The sequence below is a fragment of the Vibrio sp. 2134-1 genome (assembly GCF_033339495.1).
The window spans coordinates 187,844-214,489 of the sequence record NZ_JAWOUS010000001.1 but is presented as its reverse complement, the minus strand read 5'-3'; the positions used below and the strand labels follow the sequence as shown (position 1 = coordinate 214,489).

Genomic DNA, 26,646 nt, shown 5'->3' with positions numbered 1-26,646 from the left:
ACAAATTAACGCCTAGTTAAGCAGCCAAGTATTGAACTCTTCATTTAGTTCATCCGCGTAGTCTGACCACCATTCATCGTTAATCAGGAAGGCGGTTTGGAAGTTTTGAGGTGCGGTAGGAAGGTTCGCTAAAATGTCTGGGTTCACCTCCGCCGAAGACGACTTACGCGTAGGCCCATAAGCAACGTACTTAGCTTGATCAGCTAATGGTTTTGTTCCTGAAGAAAAAGCGATGAAGTCCAATGCAAGCTTTGTGTTCTCACTACCCTTAGGTATCGCCCATCCATTCATGTAACCCATTTGACGGTCCCATATAATCCGAAATGGTTGACCTTCATCTTTACGGGCATTGTGAATTCGGCCGTTAAACGCCGAGGCGATCACCACTTCTTTGTCAGCAAGCATTTGAGGTGGCTGGGCACCTGTTGTCCACCACAGCACTTCTGATTTGATCGTATCCAACTTAGCAAAAGCACGCTCACGCCCCGCTTCGGTTTCGAGCAGGCTGTAGACCTCTTCTGGCTTTACACCATCAGCCAATAGTGCCCACTCAAGATTGCCCTGAGGTTGTTTTTGCAATGCACGTCGACCTGGAAAAGTTTTTAGGTCAAAAAGATCGGTCAACTTGCTAGGCAAAACCTTACCTTTAAACGCGTCTTCGTTCACCGCTAATACTGTGGACACAACGATGGTATTGATTGCGCACTCGTGAATCGCACCATCAATGAAATCCTCTTGTGCTGGTGTTCCATCTGCGCCCGGAGGCAAAATACTTGGGTTCACTGGTTCTAATAACCCTTCGGTACAACCACGAACAATGTCCGGCTTGTCGAGAGAAACCAAATCCCAGCGCACGTTGTTCGCTTCCACCTGCGCTTTAATTTCGGCTAATCCGCCGCTGAAATCCTCGGATACGATCTCAACACCTGTTTTTTTAATGAAAGGCTTATGATATGCCTCCACTTGGCTCTTGGTGAATGCACCACCCCAAGATACGACCGTCAATTTGTCTTTAGCATAAGCAGAGGTCCCCAACAGCATTCCTGAAATCAACAGCGCCAATGGTGCTTTGGTCATTCGTGACATGTTTTACTCCTTTTGGTTGCTTTTCTGGAGGCATCCGAGTACGGCTGTTGGACACCAGTTTTGTTAAAATTAAGTTAACATTAGCATTCAATATATTTTATACAATATTTAATATTAAATTTTTCAGGCAAATCGTTGTAGTGAAAAAGGTGAAAGATCAATCGATGTCGGCTTTCCTTCGATAAGCTCTAAAAGGAGATCTGCCGTAATCGCCGCTTGAGTTAATCCAAGGTGTTGGTGGCCAAATGCCAGTAATACATTTCCATCCCAAATGCTATCAATAACCGGTAACGAGTCGACTGTTGAAGGCCGATTCCCCATCCACTTTTCTCCTTGCTTGAGTGGATGTAACCCCGATTCAAACATCTCATCACCTAACTGAAAAAGCATTTCTGAACGTTTCATATTGGGTGGTGACTCTACATCGGCATACTCAACAGTGCCTGCCAAGCGTAACCCACCAGACATCGGAGTCATGATGAATTTTCTATCGGCAGAGCTAATAGGAAATGGCAATACATCACGCTTGTCATCCACCATTAGGTGATAACCACGCTCGGCTTGAATAGGCACTTTGACTCCGGTTAGCTGCCGTATCAAAGGCTTAGAATGTACACCAGCGGCAACAATGATTCGGTCAAATGAATACGTTTGAGACTCAACCAGCACCTCGCCATTTTTCGCCAACGCAGATACACCTTTTTGTAAAACCTTACCGCCAAGAGCTTCAAAAGCTTCACTTAGCTCAACACAGATCTGATAAGGGTCTAGCGTATGTCCTGTATCGGGAAAAAAGACTCCGACACGAACCTTATGGCTGAGATCAGGTATCCGCTTTCGAATCGCCTCTTGCGTCCAAACTTGATACGCCACACCGTTTTTAGCCAGTGAGTTAAGCGTACTTTGGTAGTCTTTAAACAGTTTCTCGTTTTCAAAAGTGAGCAATGAACCATTCATTTTTATTAGATGCGCTTTTCCGATTGAATCAAGCACGCCACGCCAACTTGCCACTGACCGCTCGTTAAGAGTTTTAATCGCGTTTTTTGCCTGCTCCGCGGCTGATGGCTTTGTTTGTAATAGAAAACGAATCATCCACCCGATAGTGCTTGGAATATCTTGCCAACGGATCGAAACCGGACTTTTGGGATCTAGCAGCATTTTAGGTAATTGTGGAAGCAGCGCTGGCGTTGCAAGAGGGAAGATTTGCTCAGTCGCGATATGACCTGCATTTCCCTTAGAGCATCCATTCCCCACGCCATTGGGATCAAAAATCGTGACTTGATAACCTTGCTGCTGCAACTTCAATCCAATTGATAAGCCAATAATCCCCGCACCTATCACGGCGATCTTTTCCTTTTTGGTTTCATCCTTGACCAACATAAATATGCTCCGAGTCACACTTGAAAACGTAGATTGTATACAATATATTTTACATTACGTTAACATCACTATTGTTTAATTCAACCATTTTTTCAGCAAGGAGCGAAAAATGAGACAAGGAACTTTTTTCTGTATTGATGCCCACACCTGCGGCAACCCAGTTAGGCTGGTAGCAGGCGGTGTGCCTCCACTCGAAGGCAATACCATGAGCGAAAAGCGCCAATACTTTCTTGAGCATTATGATTGGATTCGTCAGGCACTCATGTTTGAGCCTCGCGGACACTCAATGATGTCGGGGTCAGTTGTCTTGCCTCCTTGCAGCGATAACGCAGACGCTTCAATTCTGTTTATTGAAACCAGTGGCTGCTTACCAATGTGTGGCCACGGCACCATCGGAACCGTCACTACCGCTATCGAGAATCGCCTTATCACTCCCAAAAAAGAAGGTCGTTTGATACTTGATGTCCCAGCAGGACAAATCGAAGTGCACTACCAAACAAAAGGTGACAATGTCACGTCGGTGAAGATATTTAACGTACCAGCTTACCTTGCCCACCAAGACGTAACCGTGGACATAGAGGGCTTAGGTGAGCTCACTGTCGATGTTGCTTATGGCGGAAACTATTACGTAATCGTCGACCCTCAAGAAAACTACGCCGGACTTGAACACTACTCTCCAGATGAAATTTTGATGCTTTCTCCAAAAGTTCGCGAAGCGGTATCTCGAGCGGTTGAGTGCGTACATCCAGAAGATCCAACAGTGTGCGGTGTTTCTCACGTGCTATGGACCGGAGAGCCCACTCAAGAAAACGCCAGCGCTCGAAATGCTGTGTTTTACGGCGACAAAGCGTTGGATCGCTCGCCATGTGGTACGGGAACAAGTGCGCGCATGGCGCAATGGCATGCAAGAGGCAAACTCAATCAAGGAGAAGACTTTGTTCACGAAAGTATCATCGGCAGCCTATTTCAAGGACGTATAGAAGGCATCACCGAAGTAAATGGCAAAGCCGCTATTTTGCCAAGCATTGAAGGATGGGCACAAGTATACGGTCACAACACGATATGGGTAGACGATGAAGACCCATATGCGTACGGATTTGAAGTGAAGTAATAAGAATAGTAAGGAAGAATGATGAACCCACAAGAACCAACCACTTTTTACGCAGTCAACGCCTTTACTGGTGAGCCTATACCTATAGCGTTTCCGGTACATGGAGAGCAAGAAGTTAATCAAGCCGCCTCAGCCGCCCAAAGCGTTGCGCGTGAGTTTCGCCAACTAAGCAATGCAAAGCGAGCGAGCTTACTTTGCTCTATCGCCTCTGAATTGGAAGTGAAGAGTGAAGAAATCGTTGCTCGTGCTCATTTAGAAACTGCCCTTCCCGAAGCACGTTTAAACGGTGAAATAGGACGTACCGCCAACCAATTACGACTATTTGCCGAGGTTGTGAGATCAGGTAATCACCATCAAGCAATTTTCGATACGCCAAACCCAGACCGTCAACCACTGCCGAAACCAGATATTCGTCGTCAGCAAATCGCAATTGGCCCTGTCGCCGTGTTTGGTGCGTCTAATTTTCCGCTCGCATTTTCTACTGCAGGTGGTGATACGGCTTCGGCACTGGCAGCTGGCTGTCCTGTGATTGTAAAAGGCCATACCGCCCACCCTGGCACCAGTCAACTTGTTGCAGAGTGTATTGAGGCTGCACTGGAGAAAGAGTGCTTACCGCAAGCCATCTTCACGCTATTGCAAGGCAACAAACGCGCACTTGGCCAAGCACTCGTTACCCATCCAAAAATTAAAGGGGTTGGGTTTACAGGCTCCGTCGGTGGTGGCCGTGCGCTGTTCAATCTAGCTCAGCAAAGACCAGAGCCAATCCCCTTCTATGGTGAACTAGGGGCGATTAACCCAACATTTATTCTCCCTTCAGCCATACGAGCAAACGCCTCATTGGCTGAAGAGTTTGTGGCTTCTATGACTTTGGGCTGTGGACAATTTTGTACAAAACCAGGCGTTGTATTTGTCTTGAATAGCCCAGAAACGCAAGCCTTTATCGAAATCGCTCAAGGGTTAATTCGACAACAATCAACGGCCACTTTGCTAACGCAAGGAATCCGAGAAACGTATGAATCCGAAGTGGATAAGCGAGCTTCCGAAACAGGCATTAACGTCACTCGTTCTGAACAAGCAGAAGCGACCAATGTCTCACCAGCACTGTTCGTGACGGACAGTAAAAACTGGCGTGAAAACCCGCAATGGGAGGAAGAAATATTTGGTCCTCAATCGTTAATCGTAATCTGTGAAGATTTCGATGACATGTTGAAACTGAGTGATTCACTGACTGGATCGCTCACCGCAACCCTTCACGCTACCGCTGAAGACGAAGAACAAGCGAAGCAACTGCTTCCAAGTTTGGAAGAAATCGCCGGACGCCTTGTATTCAACGGTTGGCCAACTGGCGTCGAGGTTGGTTACGCTATGGTTCATGGTGGACCATATCCGGCTTCAACCAATTCTGCCTCAACATCTGTCGGGGCAGAGGCTATTCATCGTTGGTTGCGTCCCGTCGCTTATCAAGCTTTACCAGAATCTTTATTGCCGGATTCATTAAAAGCGTCGAACCCACTGGGTATTCAACGCGCCATAGATGGCAGAGTCTCCCAATAAGATCACCAAATGGCTCAAAAAGGCATCAACTGATGCCTTTTATTTCACTCTACTTCTCAAAACCTTCTTTCCTAGTTGGTTTGTGCCAGAAAAACAATAAACTACTAAAGTAAAATGGATTGGATACAATATTAATTTCACGGGAGACTTCAATGTCACAGAAACCTGTTTTTAAAACGCGTACTCAGCTCGTTGAGGAAGCAATTCGAACTCAGATCTTGAAGGGCGAGTTAAAAACTGGTCAACCTTTACGTCAAGATGCGTTAGCAAAAGAGTTTAATGTTAGCCGAATTCCTGTGCGTGAAGCGTTAGTTCAATTGGAAGCACAAGGACTCGTTAGCTTTGAACCTCACAAAGGTGCGACGGTCACTGAGCTATCTCCAGAGAAAATCAATGAGCTATTTGAACTGCGCGCTGTCGTGGAATGCCACATTTTAGAGCGTGCGATTCAAAATATGACAGACGCTGACCTTGAACGCGCGCGCGAAGTTCGCGAACGTTTCGAGTCAGTAGTGAACAGTGGCGCCGAAGTAGAAGAATGGAGCAACTACAACTACGAGTTCCACAAAGCCCTATATGCGCCAGCCAACATGCCTGAAACTATGGACGTCATTTACAACCTGAACACAAAGTGTGACCGATACATACGCATGCAGCTATTGTTTACTACAGGCATTAAAAAGGCAGAAGAAGAGCACTTAAACTTGTTTGAAATGTGCCAAAATCGCGATATCGAAGGCGCCAAGTACCTGCTGAAAAAACACATTCTAGAAGCGGGCACAGCGATTCGAAACCTGCTGCTTGAAAGGCAAAATATCAGCCAGTAAACGGAATAACGAATAAGGTGATATTCAAGGATGAATGTTGGACCAAAGTTTTTACTCGCAGCGCTACGACAAAAGATTAAAGAAGAAGGGCTTTGCTACAATTCCTTGTCAGAGAAAAGTGGCATCCCTTTATCTAGTATTAAACGCCACCTACATAATCCAGCTTTAGGTTTGGATAAAGTACTTATTTATCTGAACTACCTGAATACCGATCTCATCGAACTCGCAACCTTAGCCAACGAGCTTCAGCACCAAAACGAGCAAATGCTAACAGATGAAGAGAGCGCCCTTTTCGTTGAGCATCCTTACTTACTTGATTTTATTTATATGCTGACTTCTCGTGATATTAAACCGCAAGAGATAGCCCAAACTTACGGACTTTCTGATACAAGCTTACGATTCTATTTGCGTATCGCGGAAATTCTAGGATATGTCGAAAACTTCGGAGACGGCTTGTTTTACCGTTCTGGTCGTCGATTTATTATGGAAGAAGGTACGGCATTAGACACCTTATTCAAAGAGCGATTTCAACAAGATTCGCTTTCTCATGATATCAACCCAGGCGTATGTATAGGTCGCATTAGGCTCACCGAAGAGCAGAAAGTGCAAATAGAGGACGAGCTTTGTAATAAATTAGCGAAACTTAACGCAGTTAACACTTCCAACAATGAAGGTGAACTAATAAATATATTAATGCGCTGCACTCCCGGTGCTCAGATATTTTTCGCTGATGATTTACCTAACATTGACGGAAGCCTATTAAAGCACGTCGCTCAACTCACTAAATTAAGTTAAAGCATCAGACAAATAAATCAAACAAACCCCAGATAACATCATATATCCCTACCAAACTATTGATTCAAAGCGTTTCCTGAATCTAATTCTGATTTTTATTTAGCAAGCATCGCTTAGTCAACTAAGAACTTGTCTTAATTTCACACTTATTAATTGTCTTGTTAGCTCTTTTGAAATAGACAGAAAACTTAAGTAATGACTAATTTAGCTTAAGTATAAAAGACAACTTTTTTACGTTATTTACCTCACACTATTTAACTATAAATTTGCAGACGAACAAATTAAATTAATACATTCACCTGGCTAATAAAAACAAAAGCAAAACACATAATTATAATTCTATTATTTATAAGGACATAGAAAAGTGAAATTTAAGTATTCTTTAGCAACGGCAGTCACTCTCGCATTATTACAAGGCTGTGGCGGTGGCGGCGGTGATGGTTCATCACCTACTCCGTCCACTAGCAGTGCAAACGGTCCAACATGGAAAGCCGGTGATTTTAGCCAACCGTCGAAAACGTTTATCAACCAATGTGAAACGCCCCGCGTCGGACTGGACCCATATGACAACTATGCCGCCTATCCAGATAAATTGGGCTCTGCATTACACGAAAAACTCTTTTTAAGAGCTTTTACTAACGAAACGTATCTATGGTATGACGAGGTTCCTGATAATAATCCAGCAAACTACAAAACTGTTACTGATTACTTCAATACGCTGGTCACCTCTGCTACTACCGCGACGGGTAAACCAAAAGATCGCTTCCATTTTACCGTCCCTTATGAAGATGAGATGAAATCATCGCAATCCGGTTTAGTTGCTGGATTTGGTTTTAACTGGGCATTCCTACGTGGCGTACAACCTCGAGACGTTCGTATTTCCTACACTGAAGAAGCCTCGCCAGCTGATAGAAGCGGCATTGCTCGTGGTGATAAGCTTCTGAAAATCAATAATATTGATGTGGTTAACACCGGTAGTCAGTCCGACATTGATTTTATTAACAAAACGCTCTTTAACCCTGACATCAATCAAGATTACACCTTCACATTTGAGAGTGTTGACGGTCTAGAGAAAACCGTGACGCTTACCGCCTCTGATGTCATGACCTCTCCAGTTAAAAATGCCAAAGTGATTACACACAATGGTATGCGGATCGGCTATCTGCAATACAACTCCTTTGAACCAAGCGCTCAAGCCCCGCTTATTGAGGCGTTCAGTACGCTCTCAGCAGAGAATGTTGACGAGATCGTCGTTGATTTACGTTACAACGGCGGTGGCTTAGTCCTTCAGTCCTCGCAAGTAGGCTACATGCTAAGCGGTGCTGGTCAGAACCGAGTCTTCAGTGAATTGATTCACAATGACAAAGTGATGCGTACCATTAAGGATGGGGATAACATCTATCGCTTTACGAATCTAGCAATAGACTGGGCAGCACAGAAATATTCGGACCAAGTGCTTCCGACACTGAACAAAAAGCGCGTATATGTACTGACTTCAGGAGGCACGGCTTCCTCAAGTGAACTGTTAATCAACGCTTTGCGCGGCATTGATGTGGAGGTTATCCAAATAGGCTCAACAACCACAGGTAAACCGTATGGGTTCTCACCAGAACAAAACTGCGGCACTATGTACTACACTATTCAGTTCAAGTCGGCGAACGAGAAAAAATTTGGCGACTTCGCTGATGGTTTTATTCCTACTCCAAAGAGCCAAATCAATACCGAGCTAGGCTTAAACAATAGAGTGGAAGGTTGCTGGGTCAATGACGACCTAACAAAACCGTTAGGCGATCCGTCTGAAGGTATGCTTTCTGCGGCGCTAAACTACATGGAAACAGGAACCTGTCCGCCAGTATCCCCTTCAAGTTTCAACGCCATGCCGCGTAACATTTCATCTCCGGAGTTAAGCGATCTTCGCTCTCCGCTACGAACAGAGGCAATTCATGTTGAGATCAACTAACTTTTTACGAATGCTGATTCGGGTTGCGCTTTTCTTAGGCACTTCGATTTCTTTGATAGGATGCCAAGCTATGTCACAAGAACCCGTTGAAGCATTGAGTAAAAAGAACTCTCCGGAAACAGTCATAGAGATTCAAAACGCGATCGCAGAAATCCAAGGGACACCAGCACCTAGAATCGCAAATAACGTATTTGAATCCTCACCGCATTTGTTGATTGAAAAAGGACGAGTAAAAGGGAACAACAATCAACTGTTGGATGGCAGCTATACGGATCTTCCAGACCAATATACGTTGCAGATAAGAGGTGAAACCTGTGGCTTGTACTATGCCAAAACAGATACTTTTGTCTCTCTCAGTTCACTAGATTGTGAGCCCATCATTAAGTTTTAGATCTCCCAAAATAGAAGCCCGCTGATATCAGCGGGCTTCCTACTTTATTGTTCAGTGTGAAACGGTCAACGTTACTTTAGTTCAATCCATGCTTTGCGCTGTTGCTTATCCATGTATGACCAAGCTACAAAGCGGCTCACTTTCTGCCCTTGACTCATTTCAACCACACGAATGGCTTTCACACCCAATTTTTCAAGCTGCTTGCGCATCGGGCGAACGTTGTCTTTTTTGGATATAAGTGTTGTAAACCACAAGACCTGTGCGGCAAAAGCTTGGCTTTCATTCGCCATTTTTCGGATAAACGCCGCTTCTCCGCCTTCACACCACAATTCAGCGTTTTGACCGCCAAAATTCAACGCAGGCTTACTTGTCTTTACTGGTGCGGTTTGAGGTTTTAGCCCTTTCTTGCGCTGGTTTGCTTTTAGATTATCGATTTTACGCTGGCTGCCCATAGCGGCATCTTCCGCCGAACGGTGGAATGGCGGATTACATGTCGTCACATCATAACGATCATTCGGTTGAATGATACCTCGATAAATATTGGCATCATTGTATTGCTGTACCAGTGCAATTTTTCCCTTCAAAACACGATTGTGCTCTACGATCGTTTGAGCCGATTGGATGGATTTTGGATCGACATCGCTGCCCGTATAGTGCCAACCGTATTTTGTTACACCAACAATCGGATAAATACAGTTTGCTCCCACGCCAATGTCCAACGCTTTCACTTTTTGGTGCGCGTACTGACCTTTTACTTCACCATCAAGAAGTTCTGCCACTCGGTGAATGTAATCAGCGCGGCCCGGAATCGGTGGGCAAAGGTAGGTGTCGGGAATGCCCCAGAACTCGATACCATAATACGCAGCAAGCAATGCTTTATTGAGAATTTTAACAGCGTTAGGATCAGAGAAGTTTATGGAGTCTTCCCCTTTCGGATTTTTGATAACGAATGGCTTTAACTGTGGTTCACTTTCCACGAGTTTTTTAAAATCGTAACGACCTCGATGAACATTACGCTCATGCAAACCATTCTTCGCTATTTTTATGAACTCGACTTCGCTCTTTCCTGCAGGCTGCGAGGATTTGCGCGCAACTTTGTCTTTAACACGCTTCGGCTTGGCTTTATTCGCGTCTTTATTCTGAGCCGCCTTTGAAGTCTTTGGCTTTGCTTGCTTCGCGTTGTGATTATTGTTCTTCATTCAAATTCGCTTTTAAATCGAGGTAAATCATAAACAAACGAGCATCAAATTCGAGTTGGTGATACTCAGGCTCCATATAGCAACATAGCTGATAGAACGCCTTGTCGTGGTTTTTCTCACGAGTATGCGCCAACTCATGTACCACCAGCATTCTTAATAGTGGCTCGGGCGCATCCTTAAATACATTGGCAATGCGAATCTCGTTTTTCGACTTCAGCTTACCGCCATGGTTTCTACTGATTACACTGTGCAAACCAAGCGCGTTGTTTACCGCGTGAATTTTCTTATCGTAGACGACTTTACTGATTGGCGCGGCTTTCTTCATGTAGCGGTTTTTGATTGCCATGGCGTACTCATAGAGCGCCCTTTCGCTTTTGATTTGGTGCCTGTCGGGATAACGCTTCTCGAACCAAGGAACAAACTTGCCACTCGCTATCAACGAGCTCACCTGCTCTACGATGTTTTGTGGGTAGCCTTGAATGTATCGAAGTGACGGATGCATAGAATTAACGTCTGTTATGACAAAATAAAGGCGCTCAATATACCTGAGATAAAGGACAGTTTCACCTTAGCTTTCGCCTTTCATTTATTGTGAAAGGCCGTTAAACTTCGCCTCCCAATGATAATGGAGAGAAACTCAATGAAACGTGTCGTCCTTTACGTCAAAGACAAATGCCCTCACTGCAAAGATGCTCAACGTTATCTGGATTCGAAAAATATTAACTATCGTTTGTGCAATGCTAAGATGCAACGCGGTCGCAAAGAACTTGATGCGCTTGGTGCTCGTTCAGTGCCAGTTTTAAAAATTGGTGATCGGGTAATGATTGGCTGGAACCCAAAGAACTTCGAGAAGATGTACAAAGGCGACTAGTGCTCGGACGATGAATCTGCGCTGCGTTTAAACGTAGCGCTTGATAAAGTCGATAAACGTTCGATCTGCTATTGATAAATACCCCTGCTTGCGCCAAGCAAGTGCCAGATCCAGCGTCACTGGTGGTTCAAACGGTAAGCCAACAACGCCCGACTCATGTTGAGTCACCAATTCCAGTAACGCGGTAATCGCAAACTCTTGTTTTACAATACTCAAAATCAAAGGCAGTAAGTTGGTCTCGAATGATGACTTCATGGTAAACCCATGCTCCTCACTCACCTGATCCAAAAATTCGCGGTGAAAATAGCCATGCTGAAACATAACCAAATCGTGTTCAAAGAACTCATCAAAAGTAAGAGCGTGTCGCTGGGCTAACTCATGCTCAGGTGAAACAACTGCGACCATTTGGCTAGTAAACAAATGGTCAGTTTCTAGATCATCAGGCACATTATCACAACTGATCACACCAATATCGAGTTGACCATTGAGCAGCATACGACGAATCGATTGAGTTCCAGCTTCGACCAAGGTCAATTTTAACTCAGGGAATTGGCTTTTAAACGCCATCACAATTCGTGGAAAGAAATAACTGCCCATCATTGATGGCGTCCCTAGTCTTACTTCGCCTTTCGCTAAACCTTTCAACTCATCAATCGCGAGCTGCGCGTCGTGCAACTGTTGAATCACCCGCTTAGCATGTACAAATAACGTTTCGCCCTCTTTCGTTAAGCTGATTTTTTTATCATCACGGCGAAATAGGGTAACGCCCAAAGACTGCTCAAACTTTTTGATAGAAATGCTTAATGCGGGCTGGGCAATATGCAGGGCTTTCGCCGCATGGGTAATGTTTCCGTGTTCAGCGACCGCCAGAAAATGTTTAAGTTGTTTCGATTCCATTAGATCAAAAATATATGGTGTCCATATTTTTAATATATTTTTTTAATTTATAACGAACTGATAGATTGATCACAGTCTCTCCATTTGCTCACATTAGGCAGGATTCATGGTCAGTTTTGGCACACCGGAATACAAACGCATTACGCTCTCGCTAGCGCTTGGTTCCTTCTTGGTTTTTTCAAATTTATACCTACTACAGCCAATGCTGCCCACTTTTGCTCAAATTTTCACGATCTCAGAAACGCAAGTGAACTGGTTATTTGCGGCCTCAACACTCGCTCTCTCTTTTAGCCTCGTTCCAATGGCTGTGTTGTCAGAATCAGTGGGAAGAAAGCCAGTCATGATGGCTGGTCTGTTTTCGATTCCTACCCTTTCCGCTTTGATGCTATTTGGTGACTCATTTCTGTTTTTGGTGGTATGTCGAGCACTGATCGGTGTCGCGCTCGCAGCTTTTGCTGCAGTCGCCGTGGCTTACATGGCAGAAGAGCTCGACAAGCACGCTTTCTCGATGGCAATTGGAACGTACATTGCGGCTAACTCATTAGGCGGTATTGCAGGGCGTATTAGCGGCGGCTTATTGGCGGACAATTTCAGTGTTGATGTCGCCATTGAAGTTATGATGGTGTTCACTCTTCTTGGTGTCATTGGCGTTCACTATTTATTGCCAACACAGCGCAACTTCACCCCGTCATCAAGCAGCTTGCGCCATCAAAATCGTGCGCTTATTGGTCATTTTAAAAACCAACGCGTGTGGTTCGCAATGCTGATAGGAGGACTCAACTTTGCTTTGTTCGTCAACCTTTACTCCGTCATGGGTTTCCGTCTGGTGAGTGAACCTCACAATGTGCCCGTCGGGTTGGCCTCACTGATCTTTATTTGTTACTTGGGAGGGACTTTCTCCTCTCGTTGCGCAGGCCACTGGAGTAAACGTTATTCATCAATCCTCGGTATGTTCTTAGGCGCGATAGTGAGCATGGCGGGGATGTGGATTGCGGCGGTTGAAAGCTTGACTGCAATGCTATTTGGGTTGTTGCTGATAAGTTTTGGTGCCTTCTTTACTCATACCCTCGCCTACGGTTGGGTCGGTCAGAACGCCACTCGCGCCAAAGCCACCGCGACAGCGCTCTACTTAGTACACTACTACGTAGGCGGTAGCTTAGGAGGATTCTTACTTCTTTATTGTTGGCAACATGGTGGTTGGTCGAGTGTTCTTATGGGAGGAAGCGCAGTCTACCTAGCGATGTTTGCTGCAATTGCGTATTTGAAACACATTGCCGAAAGAAAGCATACTGACCAAACACCTGACGCTGCGAGTTTAAAGAGTAGCTAAGGTACGCTCATTTGCGTAATACCTCTCTGGTTACTTGGATAACCAACTCTGCTATGCTTGCGCTACTTTAATAAAAACCAGAAAGTCGTATGTCAACGCGTTCAACACAAAACACAGATATCGAAGCGATCACTCAACAGGTCGATCAATGGCTCAACGATGTAGTAATCGGTCTCAACCTTTGTCCATTTGCTGCCAAGCCGCAACGTAATAAACAAATCAAAATCTTTGTTAGTGAAGCGACTCAAGAAGAAGCGCTTCTAGAAGATATTTTATTGCAGCTGATTGAGCTGAGTAACACAGAACCCGAACAACTTGAGACCACGTTGGTTGTGGTTCCCAACATGCTACAAGATTTCTGGGACTACAACTTTTGCATAGATTGGGTTGAAGGATTAATTAAGCAGCAAAACTGGGAAGGTGTTTTCCAAGTAGCGACTTTCCATCCTGATTACTGTTTTGGCGGCGCAAGGCCTGAAGACGACGAAAACCTAACCAATCGTTCTCCTTACCCGATCTTCCATTTGATTCGCGAAGAGAGTATGGAAAAGGTACTAAAACACTATCCTGATCCTGAATCCATTCCCGATACGAACATCGCTCGTGTTTCCGCCCTTTCAGAGGAAGAACGTAAAAAGCTGTTCCCTTACCTATTTCGTTAAGCACCACCATTCCCAAAGGCAGATTTATCACCAGTTAGATGCAATGCCCTTGGGGTTCAAAGTGCGGTTTGGTATCATTGCCGCTTCAATCGATTCAATGGAAATTAGAATGCAACTGTCAAAGCTAACCCAAGAGATTTTTGATCACTTATACCGTGATATCACCGAGTTCCGTAGTACGTTCGACTTACCAGTCGCAGACGCTGCAAGCCTTGATACGCAAGCAGACACACTACACACCTCTTTGGCGATCGAAGAGCTAACAGAGCTAGCAGAAGCAGATTGTAAAACTGAGCAAGCAGATGCCATCGTAGACAGCGTGTATGTATTAATGGGCCGTCTCGTTCATCTTGGCCACAGCAAAGTAGAAGACAATCTGGCGATCAGCTACTTAATTGATCTTCTATTAAACGTTGCGGTAAACCGTGGTATCGAGTTTATTCCTTGCTGGGATGAAGTACATTCAAGCAACATGAGCAAAGTATGCCGTAACGAGCAAGAGTACTCAGAAACAGAAGCATTCTACGCAGAACAAGGCATCAAGTTGATGGCGGTGCAGAAAGGTGAATACATCATCGCGAAATGCGCCGAAGATTTCGTATCGGAAGGTAAAACCATTCGTAAAGGCAAAGTACTCAAATCTGTTTACTACCGCCCAGCAGATCTAAAACCGCTAACTCAGTAAGCGTTGAGTTTGGCTTTCTCGATTAAAAAAACGACCTCAAGTAGGTCGTTTTTTTATTGTCCCTAAATACTAATCAAAGATTAAATAAGGTTGCTCATCTACGATGACCTTTTTGACTTGAGTATTGAACACTTCCCCGAGCGCTTCTTCCGTTAGCACAGTATCGGCACTTCCTGATGAGTGCAGCACACCGTTGTTAAGCAGCAATACTTTATCTGCGTGCTTTAATGTGCGATTGAGATCGTGATTAGCAACCAATACTCCAATTCCCTGCGCCGCCATAGCGTTAATCAATTGATAGAGCAGACCCTCTTGCGCAATATCTAACGGTGCTGCTGGCTCATCCAAAATTAAAAACTGCGAAAAAGGATTAATGGTACGCCACACCTGCAAACATACACCTGCTAATCGGACACGCTGCCACTCACCACCGGATAATGTTTGAATACTGCGATGAAGCTTATCTTGCAGTTGTACCAGCTCCACCACCATATTGACGGCATCACGCACTTTGATATCCGCAATCTCAGCACCACTTGGCAGAGATAAAGCGAGATACTGGAACACATCAACATTAAACGCTGGGCGCGATTGCTGACACAAATAACCTCGAACATGAGCTTGCTCTGACAACGGTAAAGTAAGCAAGTTTTTGTTGCCAACGTACACTTCACCACTCATACCGTCTCGGTGACTTAACGTACCAGAAATCGCAGCCAATAAAGTACTCTTACCGGAACCATTAGGGCCAACGATATGTACGATTTCGCCAGCTTTGCATTCAAAAGAAAGAGGCAATAATCGACTACCAACCGACATATGTTTAACGTGCATCATGACTCTTCACCAGCATCCAGATGAAAATAGGTGCGCCAATCGATGTTGTCATGACACCTAAAGGTAACTCTGCGGAGTCCAATAACAGTCTTGCGCCGATGTCAGCAAATACAAGCAACGCAGCACCAGATATTGCAGAAAGTGGCAATAAATAACGGTTTTCCGTACCAAAAGCCAAACGCAACAAGTGCGGCACCACCAAACCAACAAAACTGATGATGCCACCCAAAGCGACTGAACTACCCACCAAAACAGAAATGGCGAGGATCAATTTCCAACGCATTTGATGCACATCGACACCCAATTGGGTCGCATGAATCTCACCCAGCATCAATTTATCAAGCGACTTGCCTTTACAACATAACCAGATAAGCACCGGTAACATCACCAAAGTAACGGTATGTTGATACCAACTTGCACCGCCAATACTGCCCATTAACCAATACATCAGTTGGCGTAAACTGAGATCATCACTAAAGTAAAATGCCCACGTCACAATCGCGCTCGATAAAATACCCAATGCGACCCCAACCAAAAGCAATCGAGCCGTCGTCAGGTGCATTGCCCTTGCTATCGCCACCAAAACAAACGTGAATACCATCGAGCCAGCAATCGCTGCCAACATAAAAACAATCGGGGTAGGAAGAACAGGTGACGCGAACATGATTAAGACCATTGCTAAGCTTGCACCACCAGATATACCAAGCACGCCAGGTTCAGCCAACACGTTCCCAAGCAACACTTGTAACGTCGCGCCAGATACCGCTAACGCAGCACCAATAATTGCCGCAGACACTAGCCTCGGTAAACGCAAGTCCACCAATAACTTCTGTTCAAATGCAGATAAGGATTGAAAAGGAGAAAGGAAAATTTCTCCGACCATCAAGTGAATGGCAGAGAGTACAGCGAGCACGATCGACATAACCATCAGGTTACGTTGCCAGCGTCGTTCCTTGTTCAGGATAAGTTGTTGAAAATCCATAGCGGCCGATAAAAACAAACGAGGCTTAACCTTACAGTTAAGCCTCGGTAAATTGCAATTAACTTCTCAAAGCAATGTTGGATTAATCGTAAACCAACTCACCCTCTTCAAAACGGGTTTTCACTTCACAAACCATCAGAGCTGCACGTTGACCTATTGCGACGTGGCGGTTCGGGAAGACAATCGCTTCGTTTTCATTCTTCGCCATTAATGGTTTGTCGCCATCATGACCAAACACTTCGCCGTGAACAAATGAGGTGAAGTTTTCAACATTGTCGTCGAACATAAAGTCAAAGTCTTCGTTCAAACGAACGATTGTGCGACTTACGCGATACTTAATGCATGGTTTTGGTAGGTGTTCTGGCTTCGTTTCCGCAATCAAATTACGTAAAGACAAATCAAACGCGGTCAGTTTATCGAGGTCATTTTCACCGATACGAGCCACACGCCCAAGCTCCATCGTCAGAGCCTGCGCACCAAAGTTCTCGGCACTGTACCAGCTAAACGTACTCGATGGGGAGTTTGACAGGAGCACAGCTTCAATGTGTGCACTGTCCAAGAAATCGATCAATGCTTTGCTGCGCACAGGATGGCGAGTCTTAGGACTTACTGCAAACGTATAGTGCTTGGAGCCTCTAATCGCGCAGTGTAAATCAAGGTGCCAGCGTGTTGTCGGGTCGGTATCCTGATAAAAATCTCGAACAAGCAACTTAAGTGTATCGGCGATAACAAGCTCTTTTGTCTGTTTGTGTTCTTTTTCGTCAAACAGACGGTTGAGGTTTTCTTCGAGGAATCGCGTGTGCGCCAGAGTGGATTCTGGGTGAGCGATAATGAACAGACAACGGGTATCGACCGTCTGGAACCCAGATTCTATGTCTTGAATAATGGAATCCACCAGCTCCATCGGTGCGGTTTCATCTCCGTGAACCCCACAAGAGATGATGATGTTCTTCGTATCCTGAGTATAATTCGCAGGGATTACTTCTAATACACCACGCTGATAGAGTTTAAGTTTTACACCGCTAGAAAGCACCTGCTCCGCTGGTGCAACATCAATATGAACATCTAACGTGTCAGTTAAAAACGATTGGCGAAAGAGAGACTTCGTCATGCGTTACTCCTTAATAGCACGGCGGATATGTTAATAAATTGTACAAAGGATTTTTGTTGCTGCGATCTCACTTATGAGTAGAAATCACTATTTCCCTCGAAAATCCGATGCCTTTTCGCGCCAGGCACTCAAATCAAGCATTGAGGCGTTTAATTTTCAAACAATTACAAAGTGTTAGGGCTGTGAACTTTACCACAGCCCTGATTAAGATCATTATGATTTGATCAAATTTTTGTAGCTATAAAGCAGATTATGCATCAACACTGCGAAAAACTTAGCCGCGCTGTGCGAGCAAACGCTCAAACTCATCGACTTTTTCACGCACTAGCTCAACACTCTGCTGCCAAAACGTTGGCTGGGTTAAATCCATCGACAGATGCTTTTCGACGACATCTTCCGCCATCATGCAGCCTGTATCGCGCAGCAAATTGATGTAATCGGTGTAAAACGCTTCGCCTTTGGTTTCTCGCTGTGCATAGATACCCTTGCTAAACAAGAAACCAAATAGGTATGGGTAGTTATAAAAGCTCACGCTATCAATAGAAAAGTGCAGCTTGCTTGCCCAGAAGTACGGATCCGGTTCGCTCATTACGTCGCCATACCATTCTTTCCAAGTTTCTGACATCAACTCACAGAATTCATCTGCGGTTAACTCTCCATCCTGGCGGCGTTCATAAAACGATTTTTCAAACTCGTAGCGAACCGGAATGTTGATCATTAAAGCTAGCGCAGATGACAACTCTTCCCACAACATCTCGAGCTTTTCATCAACGCTCTCAGCTTTCGAAATCAAATGATCACGAACGATGTTTTCTGCAAAGATAGAGGCGGTTTCTGCTAACGTCATTGGGTAGTAAGTTTGGCAAAGTGGCAAATCACGAATAACCCAGTTATGGAACGCATGGCCAAGTTCATGTGCCAGAGTCATAAGGTCTGACCGGCTGCCACTCCAAGTCATAAATACAAGTGGTGTTCGCGTTGCTGGCAGTTTGGTGCAGTATGCGCCAAGACGCTTGTTAGCATTTGGCGCGGCATCAATCCAACCATTTTGTACCATCAAACGGACAAATTCCGACATCTCAGGGTTTACTGTTTCAAATGCTTCACAAATAACCTCAATCGCTTCATCAAAGTCGTAAACCTTCGCTTCACCGCTCAAAGCAGGCATAGCCGCCAGATGATTCCAAGGTTTCATCTCATCCAGACCATGTACTTGCGCCATCAATAAACCCGCTTTCTGACCAATAGCTCGACTGTCTTTGGCTACGGTCATCATCGCATTTAAAGTTTCAGCTTGGATTCGGCTACCATGCAAACTCGGCTCTAGGAAGTGAACTTCACGCTTCGTAGAACGCTTTTTATTTTCAGTTAAGCGCCATCCTGCTAACGCATTCAAAATCGCAGCGAATGATTCTTGGTGCGTTTGCATTGCATCTTGTACGCCTCGCCACGCGGCTTCTTGACGCTCGAATTCAGAACCATAAAGAATGCTTGCCGCTTGAGAAAACCCAAGCTCTTCACTATTACCATCTGTGTACTCAAGCTTCACTTTCAATGAGCCAGTCAGGTTATCGTATAGGTTACCCCAAGCCGATTTGCCATCCACACTCATCGCAGCCAGTAACTGTTCTTCTGCGTTGCTAAGACGAGTATCCGCCAACTTTCTAGAATTCAAGATAGAAAAAGCTTGCCCACTGATATCAGGATTCTCATGGTCTAACACGCGCAAGATAAACTCTTCGTCGGCATGCGTTAGTGTCAAATCAAAGGGACTGAACGCTTGGGAAAGCTCCGAAAAGATGCGGGTCATTTTACCAAGTAACGATTTCGCTTCGGCGTTTGTTGCATCAACAGAAGCATAACAACTCGCAAAATTTGCAACTGTGCCCGCTAAACGACTCGCGGCTTCATTGGTTAAAATCGCATTTTGCATGATCTCTACGTTGCCACAATCTGCTGATTGTTTATTCAAAAGATCAATACATTGTTCCACAAGAGCAATATCGTCTTGAATTCGTGGGTCAGAAAGGTCGTTATAAACGATGGACAAATCCCAACTCGGCGTTGTCATTTCTATATTTCCTTTTTATGTAACTGAGTCAATTTTCGCTTCCTGCACCTAGCAGATGGGCTTCCACTGACATCTTCCGTGACTATGCCCGTAAGCAATATCGTTCTGGGCATTTTAATATTTATAAATTAACGAGTTAAAAGAGGTACGCCAATCGAACGCACCGAGGCGTAAATTTGCTCATCTATGGTAATTGTTACATGCGTGACAGAAGCGTTTCCTATCGACAACGTCGAATACCACTTTGGGTTACGCCAATCTAACTCCAATACATGAGCAAGAATCATACGAATGACGCCACCATGCGTGACGATAAGTAGATTGTCATTGATATCGTTGATGATTTGAGACCAAACGCGACATATGCGCTCAGAAAATGTGCTTAAGCTCTCAGCATTCGGCAACGTATGTTGTGCTGGCGATTGCCAAAAAGCATCTAGCTTTTTCCACTGCTCAGTGAGCATATCAAAAGGCATACCATCAAAATCACCAAATGCCATCTCTTGTAAAGATTCATCCGTCATTACTGGTAATAATTGCTGTTCAGCAATGATGTTTGCCAGTTCTTGACAGCGTGAAAGTGGAGAAGAAATTATTCCACCCACACCTCGTCCACTCTCAGCCCAAGCCCGAGCAATACTCTCTTGATCAGCAGGCGTAACTTTTACATCTGTTTGGCCATGGAGTCCTGGTAGAGCGTCTACTTTTCCATGACGCACAAGATAGATATTGAGTGTTTTCATTTTGTTCCATCCTACTCTTTAAGAACCAACGGCAAACCAGCAGCAACAAAGGTAACACGATGGCAAACACTGGCTAGTTTTTGATTCATCCGTCCTGCATTATCCACAAAATAACGACTAACCGCCCCCAAAGGTACAATGCCCATTCCAACCTCGTTAGAGACGAATATTAACGTCGCATCTGAGCCACGTACCACCTGTATAAGCTTTTCAATTTCTGCTTCTAGCTTCTCATTGGAACATTCATCACCTAACTCAAATATCCAATTGTTGAGCCACAAGGTTAAACAGTCGATCAATACAACATCGGTGATAGCGAAATTTGTCAGTAACTCAGATAAATGAAGGGGGCATTCATGCTCTTGCCACTCGCCCCCGCGTTGCTTTTGATGATGCGCTATTCGCTCTCGCATTTCTTGGTCAAATGGCAGCGCGGTTGCAACATAGTGTAATGCTCGCTGAGAAGCGACCGATAATTGCTTAGCTGTTTTTTCTGCCAAATGCGACTTCCCAGAGCGCGCGCCACCGAGTATCAATTGCTTCATGAGATGTGATAAAACCCAATCATAGTGAGATAAACAAGCAGTTCCGATAGCTGCTGCGCTGCGCCAAGGCAATCCCCCGTGAAGCCGCCAATTCGCTTGATTAACCAACGTTTGAATATCAAACGAAATACCACGAGAACAAGCGATATCAAGATCGCATCCGCGATACCAAGCACAAGCAATGTTACGCCACCAGTAAACAACAAAATGGAGACTTCTAGAGAAGACTGGCGACTTGCCAGCGGTTTACTTTTCGACGTATCACTGTCACTGACATAAGGCATGTCATAAATAAGCGTCGCTGCTAGTGCTCGGCTTGCGGTGTAAGCGACGACAATGACCAACCAAAAGAGCGGCAAGTTAGCGAGTTCACTCCAAAAAACATACTTAGCCAATAACGCCATAATGAGAGTGGCGGCACCATAAGTGCCAATACGACTGTCTTTCATAATAGAGAGGCGTCGCTCTACGGTCATGCCACCGCCAATGCCATCCGCCATATCGGTCAAGCCGTCTTCGTGAAAAGCCCCAGTTAACAATAAGCTAAACACCATCGTTAATACTATGGCAACCGACTCTGGGAAAAGAATTGAGGTGAGCGAAAATACCAAAGCGCAAAGCGCTCCAAGCACGAGACCAACTAACGCGAAGTAACGGCCTGCCTGATTCATGCGTTCTTCACTGTAAGGCAACGCTTGGGGCACGGGTAAGCGGCTAAAAAAACTGGTAGCTAATAGAAACAACTCCCACTGGTATCTTAACGATGACGGCATGACGTTCTCAGAATTATCAGGGACTGACACTAAACTGTAACTCCTGCACTCTCAAAGCTCGCCATTTTGTTGTAAAACTGAGCAGCAGCTTTTAACAGAGGCAAGGCAAGAGCGGCTCCTGTTCCCTCCCCTAGCCGTAAACCAAGGTCGAGCAGAGGTTCTGCTTTTAGATGTTCCAATACAAATTTATGTCCATTTTCTTCAGAGCGATGGGCAAACAACATGTATTCACGCGTTTCTTCGTCTAACAACGTCGCAATATAAGCCGCTACCGATACGATAAACCCATCCACTAAAACTGGAGTTTTAAGCCGCTTGGCTTCTAAAAAAGCGCCCACCATTTGTACGATTTCAAAGCCCCCAACCTGTGCGAGAATCGCTTTGGTATCAAGACCTCGACATCGGTTTACCCCCTGTGCTACCAGTTTATATTTGCGGCTCAACTGCTGTTGATTGATTCCGGTGCCAACGCCAACACAATAATCAATATCTAATGAGCTCAGCGCCGATAACAGTGCTGAGGCCGAACTGGTATTACCGATGCCCATCTCGCCGAACATTAAGAGGTTTGAACCATGCAAAATGGTATGCTCAGCAATCTTCGCACCATATTCTAAACCTAACGCCACTTGTTCTGGGGACATCGCGGATTGTTTAGAAAAATTAGCCGTACCGTTACCCAACCGTTGTTCAACCAAGTTGGGATGGGATTTAAATTCTGGAACCAGCACATCAATAGGAGCCAACATGCCGCAATCTATTACTTTGAGTTGAATGCCATTAATGTCGCAAAAACAGTTGATGGCTGCGCCGCCAGCGAGAAAGTTAGCCACCATTTGCTGAGTGACTTCGCTTGGCGCAATGCTCACACCCTCCTCTGCAACGCCGTGATCTCCAGCAAATACCAGCATGCTTGGTTTGCAGATAGCGATGGAATCAACTGGCTGAGGTTTATTCTGACTTTGAATAAGAGCTAACTGCAGTGCCACCTTTTCCAATAAGCCTAAAGAACCGACGGGTTTGGTTTTGTTATCTATGCGTGCTTGTATCTCCGCAGCAAAAGAGTCATCCATTTTTTACGTTCCTTTGATGTTGTCTGGGTGAGAGGTGTTCTGTTGTTCAAGAGGTCTTGTTCAGCGACAGTTTTTGCGCGCCCACTATTGTATACACTTGCATCCAATTGGGGCAGCGCTAATCAAGTTTATCTCAGGATAGTCTGCCGAGTTCACAGAGCGTCTCACCTTTCTTGCACGAGATTATAAGTAACTCGTTGAAATCCGCTACAATAGCTTAGACTATGTTCCCATATAGGAGAAAAGATATGGATAACAACACCTGCGCAATCATCGCCGGTGCAACTGGCTTAGTAGGCTCAAAAGTCATTGCAAACCTCATAAATCAATCAGGTGTTGGAACATTATATTATCTTTCTCGCCGCCCACTCGATGGCGTCCTAGATGTGGACAACAAGCTTATTCCTCTCATTGATGCAGACCTTTCTATCCACCAATGGGATGAGAACCAACCAACACCAACCATCGGCTTTATCTGTTTAGGCACGACCCTTAAGCAAGCAGGCAGTAAGGATAATTTGCGTAGAGTAGATGTTGATCTGGTGTGCAAAGTCGCCCAACAAATGAAAACAATCGGAGTCAAACGCCTTGCGGTTGTTTCTAGCCTCGGTGCAAATAGTAAATCGCCATCCCATTACTTAGCTTGTAAAGGACAAATGGAACAACGAATCGAAGCTATGGATTTTGAGGAAATCGTATTTGTTCGCCCAGGCCCGCTTGTTGGTCAACGTCAAAACCCAAGAATGGACGAGAAGTTAGTACAAACTCTGTTTAAGGTAATTCGCCCACTTATGCTTGGCAAACTGTCCAACTTTTTACCGATTCGAGCAGAAGATGTCGCCAAAGCGATGATTTATCAACTTTTCAGTTATCAAGAAGACTCGGTGGTTTACTTACAAAGGAAAGAAATGCGTGACTTACTGCATCACTACGAATAACCATTTTGTACAATTAACGTGCTAATTCACGCTCTCACGCGACTAAGATCTCGTTTTTATATTCATTTTAGATCTAGCTAATACCCGTTTGTCATTTTTAAAGTTATATCACGAGCGTTATCTTACGCTCCATAAATAAATCCGTATAAAACCCCGTATAAAAAACAACCGCCACTTCGGTTGGTTGATAAGGTCAAATTATGAATTTTGCAGTGATAGCCTCTCTAGCCGTCTTTGTTGGAATATTGTTCTTTCTATTTAATCAACAACAAAAGAAACACACTCTTTCACGTCTCGTTTTGATCGGTCTTGTTACCGGTTCTCTTTTTGGTCTTGCTTTGCAACTCATTCACGGTGAAGGTAACAGCGCAATTGCTCAAACACTTGAATGGGTAGGCATTGTAGGCAGTGGCTACGTTGGTCTACTGAAAATGGTCATCATGCCACTAGTATTGGTATCGATGATCTCTGCAGTTGTTAAGTTGGAGAAAGGTGGATCTTTAGGTAAAATTTCTGGCCTGACCATCTCTGTTCTTCTAGTAACGACTGCAATTGCTGCACTTATCGGTATTTTGGTGACAACGACATTTGGCCTGTCAGCAGAAGGGTTAACTGAAGGTGCGCGTGAAACCGCTCGTATCGCCGTTTTAGAAAGCCGTGCCGGTACAGTAAGTGACTTAACTATTCCTCAAATGCTAGTTAGCTTCATTCCAACCAACCCATTTGCTGATCTAACAGGTGCTCGCTCGACATCAATTATCGCTGTTGTGATTTTCGGCGTGTTAACTGGTATCGCCGCTCGTAAAGTGATGATGGAAAAAGCAGAGTTGGAATCACCGATTCGTACTTTCGTAGAAGCAGCTCAATCTATCGTTATGCGACTAGTGAAGATGATCATGGCCCTAACGCCATACGGCATCGCAGCACTGATGGCAAAAGTGGTAGCGACATCAAGCGCAGGCGACATCCTAAACCTACTTGGCTTTATTGTGGCGTCTTATGTTGCTATCGCACTGATGTTTGTTGTTCATGGCGTATTAGTCTCTTTTGTCGGCGTTAGCCCTGCGGAATACTTTAAGAAAATCTGGCCTGTACTGACCTTCGCGTTTACATCTCGTAGCTCAGCAGCAACAATTCCACTAAACGTAGAAGCGCAAATCACGAAGCTTAACGTACCACCAGCGATTGCAAACCTATCAGCATCGTTTGGTGCCACTATCGGCCAAAACGGCTGTGCGGGTATCTATCCTGCAATGCTTGCAGTGATGGTAGCTCCGACAATGGGCATCAACCCACTTGATCTACACTTTATCCTGTCATTGATTGCGATTATCACCATCAGCTCATTTGGTATTGCAGGTGTCGGCGGCGGTGCGACGTTTGCAGCCTTGATTGTTCTTCCTGCAATGGGCTTACCTGTGACCATCGCGGCACTGCTTATCTCTATTGAACCACTGATTGACATGGCACGTACCGCACTAAACGTTTCAGGCTCAATGACTGCGGGTACAATTGCTAGCCGAGTGCTGAAGTCACCAGAAAGTGAAGCAACATTGGAAGAAACACGAGCATAGAACTCAAATTCCTTCCAAAGCGATAAAACGTAAAATATCAAGCCGATGGTTCGCCATCGGCTTTTTTCATTTTCAAAAATTCAACTTGCATCTTTCGTTGCTAGTCAAGGCGTTGAATGGTCTAATACTGTCATCGGTTTTGTAAACGGTAAGCAGAATGCACCAAGATAATCAGCCCACTTTTTTCTTCTTTGATTATGAGTGACATTGTGTAAACAACTGAATATTAACCATATAAATTGCACAAATCTAATTGTGAGACGCAATTTAGACACATTCTTCGACTACACTTTTCGCCCCTCTACTTCCGCCTGTGAAGCCCCTCCAAAAATCAACATCAACTTCGACGCTTTCACGACAGTATCGTGCCTCCGTATTAACATCAATGTCACTTCAACTCACTTCACTGACGCCTCATTAGGCTAATAACATTAGCCACACAGTAATATTTTCAAACTAAAGTAACGTAACAATAGAACTATATAAAATTTATGGGATATTATAAATTCCAAAGTTTGCAGTACATATCATAGATGTTTGCCCTCACTAGCTATACAACTTCTTTAGTATGCGATAAAATCCTGACCAAATTTCAAGTTATTACACGCAAGGATGACCAGTAAACATATGAAAAAAATTTTTAGAGCACTTTTAAAACTAAGAACAATTTTTTTAAACTTAAAATCAAAGTTAATTGTATCTTTCCTAAAAAGTAATAAAAACATTGAAATAGGAAAAAAACTTGAATTAAAAGGGACTCCTCTTATAGATATTAAAGATGACTGTTTTCTACTCATAGAGGATAGCGTCACTTTAAACTCACAAAATAGAGGTTACCATGTTAATATGCACTCTCCAATCAAGCTATATGCTGATAGAAAAGGGGCTATAATAAGAATTGGTGCAAACACCAGAATACACGGGACCTGTATACATGCATATGAGTCTATAACTATTGGGAAAAACTGTTTAATAGCCGCCAATTGCCAGATATTTGATGGGAGTGGTCATGACCTATCATTTTCTGATGTCGAAAATAGAATCAATACTCGAGGCGTTAGCAAACCAGTCTTAATAGAAGATAACGTTTGGATTGGGATTAATTCAATAATTCTTCCAGGTGTTACTATTGGCAATGGTTCGGTCATTGCTGCAAATAGTGTTGTAACCAAAGACATCCCTCCTATGGTTTTAGCAGGAGGTAATCCTGCCAAAATAATCAAGCGATATGAGTAAAGTAAGAGTACCTTT

At 44.5% G+C, this 26,646-nt stretch carries 26 protein-coding genes and 1 pseudogene; 14 read left to right on the top strand and 13 right to left on the bottom strand.

Annotated elements, in window-relative coordinates; translation table 11 throughout:
* Positions 1–12 precede the first annotated feature (12 nt).
* Both R7R78_RS00985 and R7R78_RS00980 read right to left on the bottom strand, forming a co-directional pair.
* Complete coding sequence (locus R7R78_RS00985; protein ID WP_225472835.1) at positions 13–1,086, bottom strand: polyamine ABC transporter substrate-binding protein; 1,074 nt, start codon at positions 1,084–1,086, stop codon at positions 13–15.
* A gap of 123 nt (positions 1,087–1,209) precedes the next feature.
* A complete protein-coding gene (locus R7R78_RS00980; protein WP_225472834.1) occupies positions 1,210–2,466 on the bottom strand; it encodes an NAD(P)/FAD-dependent oxidoreductase in 1,257 nt (418 codons plus the stop codon).
* A 109-nt stretch (positions 2,467–2,575) separates the two neighbouring features.
* Here R7R78_RS00980 and R7R78_RS00975 point away from each other — a divergent pair, with 109 nt between their 5' ends.
* The 6 genes from R7R78_RS00975 to R7R78_RS00950 all read left to right on the top strand — a co-directional run bounded on the left by R7R78_RS00975 (position 2,576) and on the right by R7R78_RS00950 (position 9,104).
* The gene (locus R7R78_RS00975; RefSeq protein WP_225472832.1) at positions 2,576–3,577 is read left to right on the top strand and encodes a 4-hydroxyproline epimerase; all 1,002 of its coding nucleotides are present in this window, start codon (positions 2,576–2,578) and stop codon (positions 3,575–3,577) included.
* Positions 3,578–3,598: 21 nt separating this feature from the next.
* Positions 3,599–5,131 carry an aldehyde dehydrogenase (NADP(+)) gene (locus R7R78_RS00970; RefSeq protein WP_225472953.1) on the top strand — a complete coding sequence of 511 codons (1,533 nt, stop codon included), beginning with the start codon at positions 3,599–3,601 and terminating at the stop codon, positions 5,129–5,131.
* 152 nt (positions 5,132–5,283) lie between these two features.
* Positions 5,284–5,958 carry a GntR family transcriptional regulator gene (locus tag R7R78_RS00965; RefSeq protein WP_225472830.1) on the top strand — a complete coding sequence of 225 codons (675 nt, stop codon included), beginning with the start codon at positions 5,284–5,286 and terminating at the stop codon, positions 5,956–5,958.
* A 30-nt stretch (positions 5,959–5,988) separates the two neighbouring features.
* A complete protein-coding gene (locus tag R7R78_RS00960) occupies positions 5,989–6,753 on the top strand; it encodes a hypothetical protein (RefSeq protein WP_017633951.1) in 765 nt (254 codons plus the stop codon).
* Positions 6,754–7,117: 364 nt separating this feature from the next.
* Entirely contained in the window at positions 7,118–8,713 is a 1,596-nt protein-coding gene (locus R7R78_RS00955; RefSeq protein ID WP_225472828.1) for a S41 family peptidase, read from the top strand.
* Between the two features lie 70 nt (positions 8,714–8,783).
* On the top strand, positions 8,784–9,104 hold the full coding sequence (locus R7R78_RS00950) for a hypothetical protein (RefSeq protein ID WP_005397755.1): 321 nt from the start codon (positions 8,784–8,786) through the stop codon (positions 9,102–9,104).
* 71 nt (positions 9,105–9,175) lie between these two features.
* Here R7R78_RS00950 and rlmF read toward each other — a convergent pair whose 3' ends face one another.
* Together rlmF and R7R78_RS00940 are read right to left on the bottom strand one after the other, a co-directional pair.
* Entirely contained in the window at positions 9,176–10,303 is a 1,128-nt protein-coding gene (rlmF, locus tag R7R78_RS00945; RefSeq protein ID WP_115385898.1) for a 23S rRNA (adenine(1618)-N(6))-methyltransferase RlmF, read from the bottom strand.
* A complete protein-coding gene (locus R7R78_RS00940; RefSeq protein ID WP_005377870.1) occupies positions 10,290–10,805 on the bottom strand; it encodes a M48 family metallopeptidase in 516 nt (171 codons plus the stop codon). Before R7R78_RS00940 ends, rlmF begins: the two co-directional genes overlap by 14 nt.
* 138 nt (positions 10,806–10,943) lie before the next feature.
* On the opposite strand from R7R78_RS00940, the gene R7R78_RS00935 reads away from it, so the two are divergent.
* The gene (locus R7R78_RS00935) at positions 10,944–11,174 is read left to right on the top strand and encodes a glutaredoxin family protein (RefSeq protein ID WP_005377871.1); all 231 of its coding nucleotides are present in this window, start codon (positions 10,944–10,946) and stop codon (positions 11,172–11,174) included.
* A gap of 27 nt (positions 11,175–11,201) precedes the next feature.
* Here the strand turns inward: R7R78_RS00935 and R7R78_RS00930 are convergent, their stop codons facing one another.
* Positions 11,202–12,071 carry a LysR family transcriptional regulator gene (locus R7R78_RS00930; protein ID WP_005389786.1) on the bottom strand — a complete coding sequence of 290 codons (870 nt, stop codon included), beginning with the start codon at positions 12,069–12,071 and terminating at the stop codon, positions 11,202–11,204.
* Between the two features lie 106 nt (positions 12,072–12,177).
* On the opposite strand from R7R78_RS00930, the gene R7R78_RS00925 reads away from it, so the two are divergent.
* The 3 genes from R7R78_RS00925 to R7R78_RS00915 all read left to right on the top strand — a co-directional run bounded on the left by R7R78_RS00925 (position 12,178) and on the right by R7R78_RS00915 (position 14,748).
* Entirely contained in the window at positions 12,178–13,401 is a 1,224-nt protein-coding gene (locus R7R78_RS00925; RefSeq protein ID WP_047100700.1) for an MFS transporter, read from the top strand.
* A gap of 89 nt (positions 13,402–13,490) precedes the next feature.
* Positions 13,491–14,063, top strand: a complete 573-nt coding sequence (locus tag R7R78_RS00920; RefSeq protein ID WP_025766766.1) for a DUF1415 domain-containing protein — start codon at positions 13,491–13,493, stop codon at positions 14,061–14,063.
* Positions 14,064–14,172: 109 nt separating this feature from the next.
* Positions 14,173–14,748 carry a nucleoside triphosphate pyrophosphohydrolase family protein gene (locus R7R78_RS00915; protein ID WP_005377875.1) on the top strand — a complete coding sequence of 192 codons (576 nt, stop codon included), beginning with the start codon at positions 14,173–14,175 and terminating at the stop codon, positions 14,746–14,748.
* A 69-nt stretch (positions 14,749–14,817) separates the two neighbouring features.
* Here the strand turns inward: R7R78_RS00915 and btuD are convergent, their stop codons facing one another.
* From btuD to cobT, 8 genes are all read right to left on the bottom strand, one after another.
* A complete protein-coding gene (gene btuD / locus R7R78_RS00910) occupies positions 14,818–15,585 on the bottom strand; it encodes a vitamin B12 ABC transporter ATP-binding protein BtuD (RefSeq protein WP_017820884.1) in 768 nt (255 codons plus the stop codon).
* Positions 15,572–16,567: a vitamin B12 ABC transporter permease BtuC gene (gene btuC, locus R7R78_RS00905; RefSeq protein WP_042521936.1), complete on the bottom strand. Its 996-nt coding sequence runs from the start codon at positions 16,565–16,567 to the stop codon at positions 15,572–15,574. Before btuC ends, btuD begins: the two co-directional genes overlap by 14 nt.
* Before the next feature lie 82 nt (positions 16,568–16,649).
* Entirely contained in the window at positions 16,650–17,678 is a 1,029-nt protein-coding gene (locus R7R78_RS00900; protein ID WP_017820882.1) for a succinylglutamate desuccinylase, read from the bottom strand.
* A 274-nt stretch (positions 17,679–17,952) separates the two neighbouring features.
* A complete protein-coding gene (locus R7R78_RS00895; protein ID WP_042521938.1) occupies positions 17,953–19,749 on the bottom strand; it encodes a M3 family oligoendopeptidase in 1,797 nt (598 codons plus the stop codon).
* A 128-nt stretch (positions 19,750–19,877) separates the two neighbouring features.
* Positions 19,878–20,492, bottom strand: a complete 615-nt coding sequence (gene cobC / locus R7R78_RS00890) for an alpha-ribazole phosphatase family protein (protein WP_154204658.1) — start codon at positions 20,490–20,492, stop codon at positions 19,878–19,880.
* Positions 20,493–20,503: 11 nt separating this feature from the next.
* Positions 20,504–21,037 carry a bifunctional adenosylcobinamide kinase/adenosylcobinamide-phosphate guanylyltransferase gene (cobU, locus tag R7R78_RS00885; RefSeq protein ID WP_042521941.1) on the bottom strand — a complete coding sequence of 178 codons (534 nt, stop codon included), beginning with the start codon at positions 21,035–21,037 and terminating at the stop codon, positions 20,504–20,506.
* Positions 21,034–21,810, bottom strand: coding sequence for an adenosylcobinamide-GDP ribazoletransferase (locus tag R7R78_RS00880; protein ID WP_213898298.1), 777 nt, complete (start codon positions 21,808–21,810; stop codon positions 21,034–21,036). The genes cobU and R7R78_RS00880 overlap by 4 nt, the downstream gene beginning before the upstream one ends.
* A gap of 29 nt (positions 21,811–21,839) precedes the next feature.
* The gene (cobT, locus tag R7R78_RS00875) at positions 21,840–22,883 is read right to left on the bottom strand and encodes a nicotinate-nucleotide--dimethylbenzimidazole phosphoribosyltransferase (RefSeq protein WP_005377883.1); all 1,044 of its coding nucleotides are present in this window, start codon (positions 22,881–22,883) and stop codon (positions 21,840–21,842) included.
* A 248-nt stretch (positions 22,884–23,131) separates the two neighbouring features.
* On the opposite strand from cobT, the gene R7R78_RS00870 reads away from it, so the two are divergent.
* The 4 genes and pseudogenes from R7R78_RS00870 (at position 23,132) to R7R78_RS29960 (ending at position 26,631) form a co-directional block, all read left to right on the top strand.
* The gene (locus R7R78_RS00870) at positions 23,132–23,821 is read left to right on the top strand and encodes an NAD(P)H-binding protein (protein WP_053350419.1); all 690 of its coding nucleotides are present in this window, start codon (positions 23,132–23,134) and stop codon (positions 23,819–23,821) included.
* A gap of 200 nt (positions 23,822–24,021) precedes the next feature.
* Positions 24,022–25,395: an L-cystine transporter gene (locus R7R78_RS00865; protein ID WP_005377885.1), complete on the top strand. Its 1,374-nt coding sequence runs from the start codon at positions 24,022–24,024 to the stop codon at positions 25,393–25,395.
* A gap of 612 nt (positions 25,396–26,007) precedes the next feature.
* A pseudogene (locus R7R78_RS29965) lies at positions 26,008–26,373 on the top strand (hypothetical protein); the annotation flags it as partial.
* Positions 26,350–26,631 (top strand): DapH/DapD/GlmU-related protein, encoded by a 282-nt coding sequence (locus R7R78_RS29960; protein WP_406707359.1) that lies wholly within the window; start codon positions 26,350–26,352, stop codon positions 26,629–26,631. The pseudogene R7R78_RS29965 and the gene R7R78_RS29960, both read left to right, overlap by 24 nt.
* Positions 26,632–26,646: the final 15 nt, after the last annotated feature.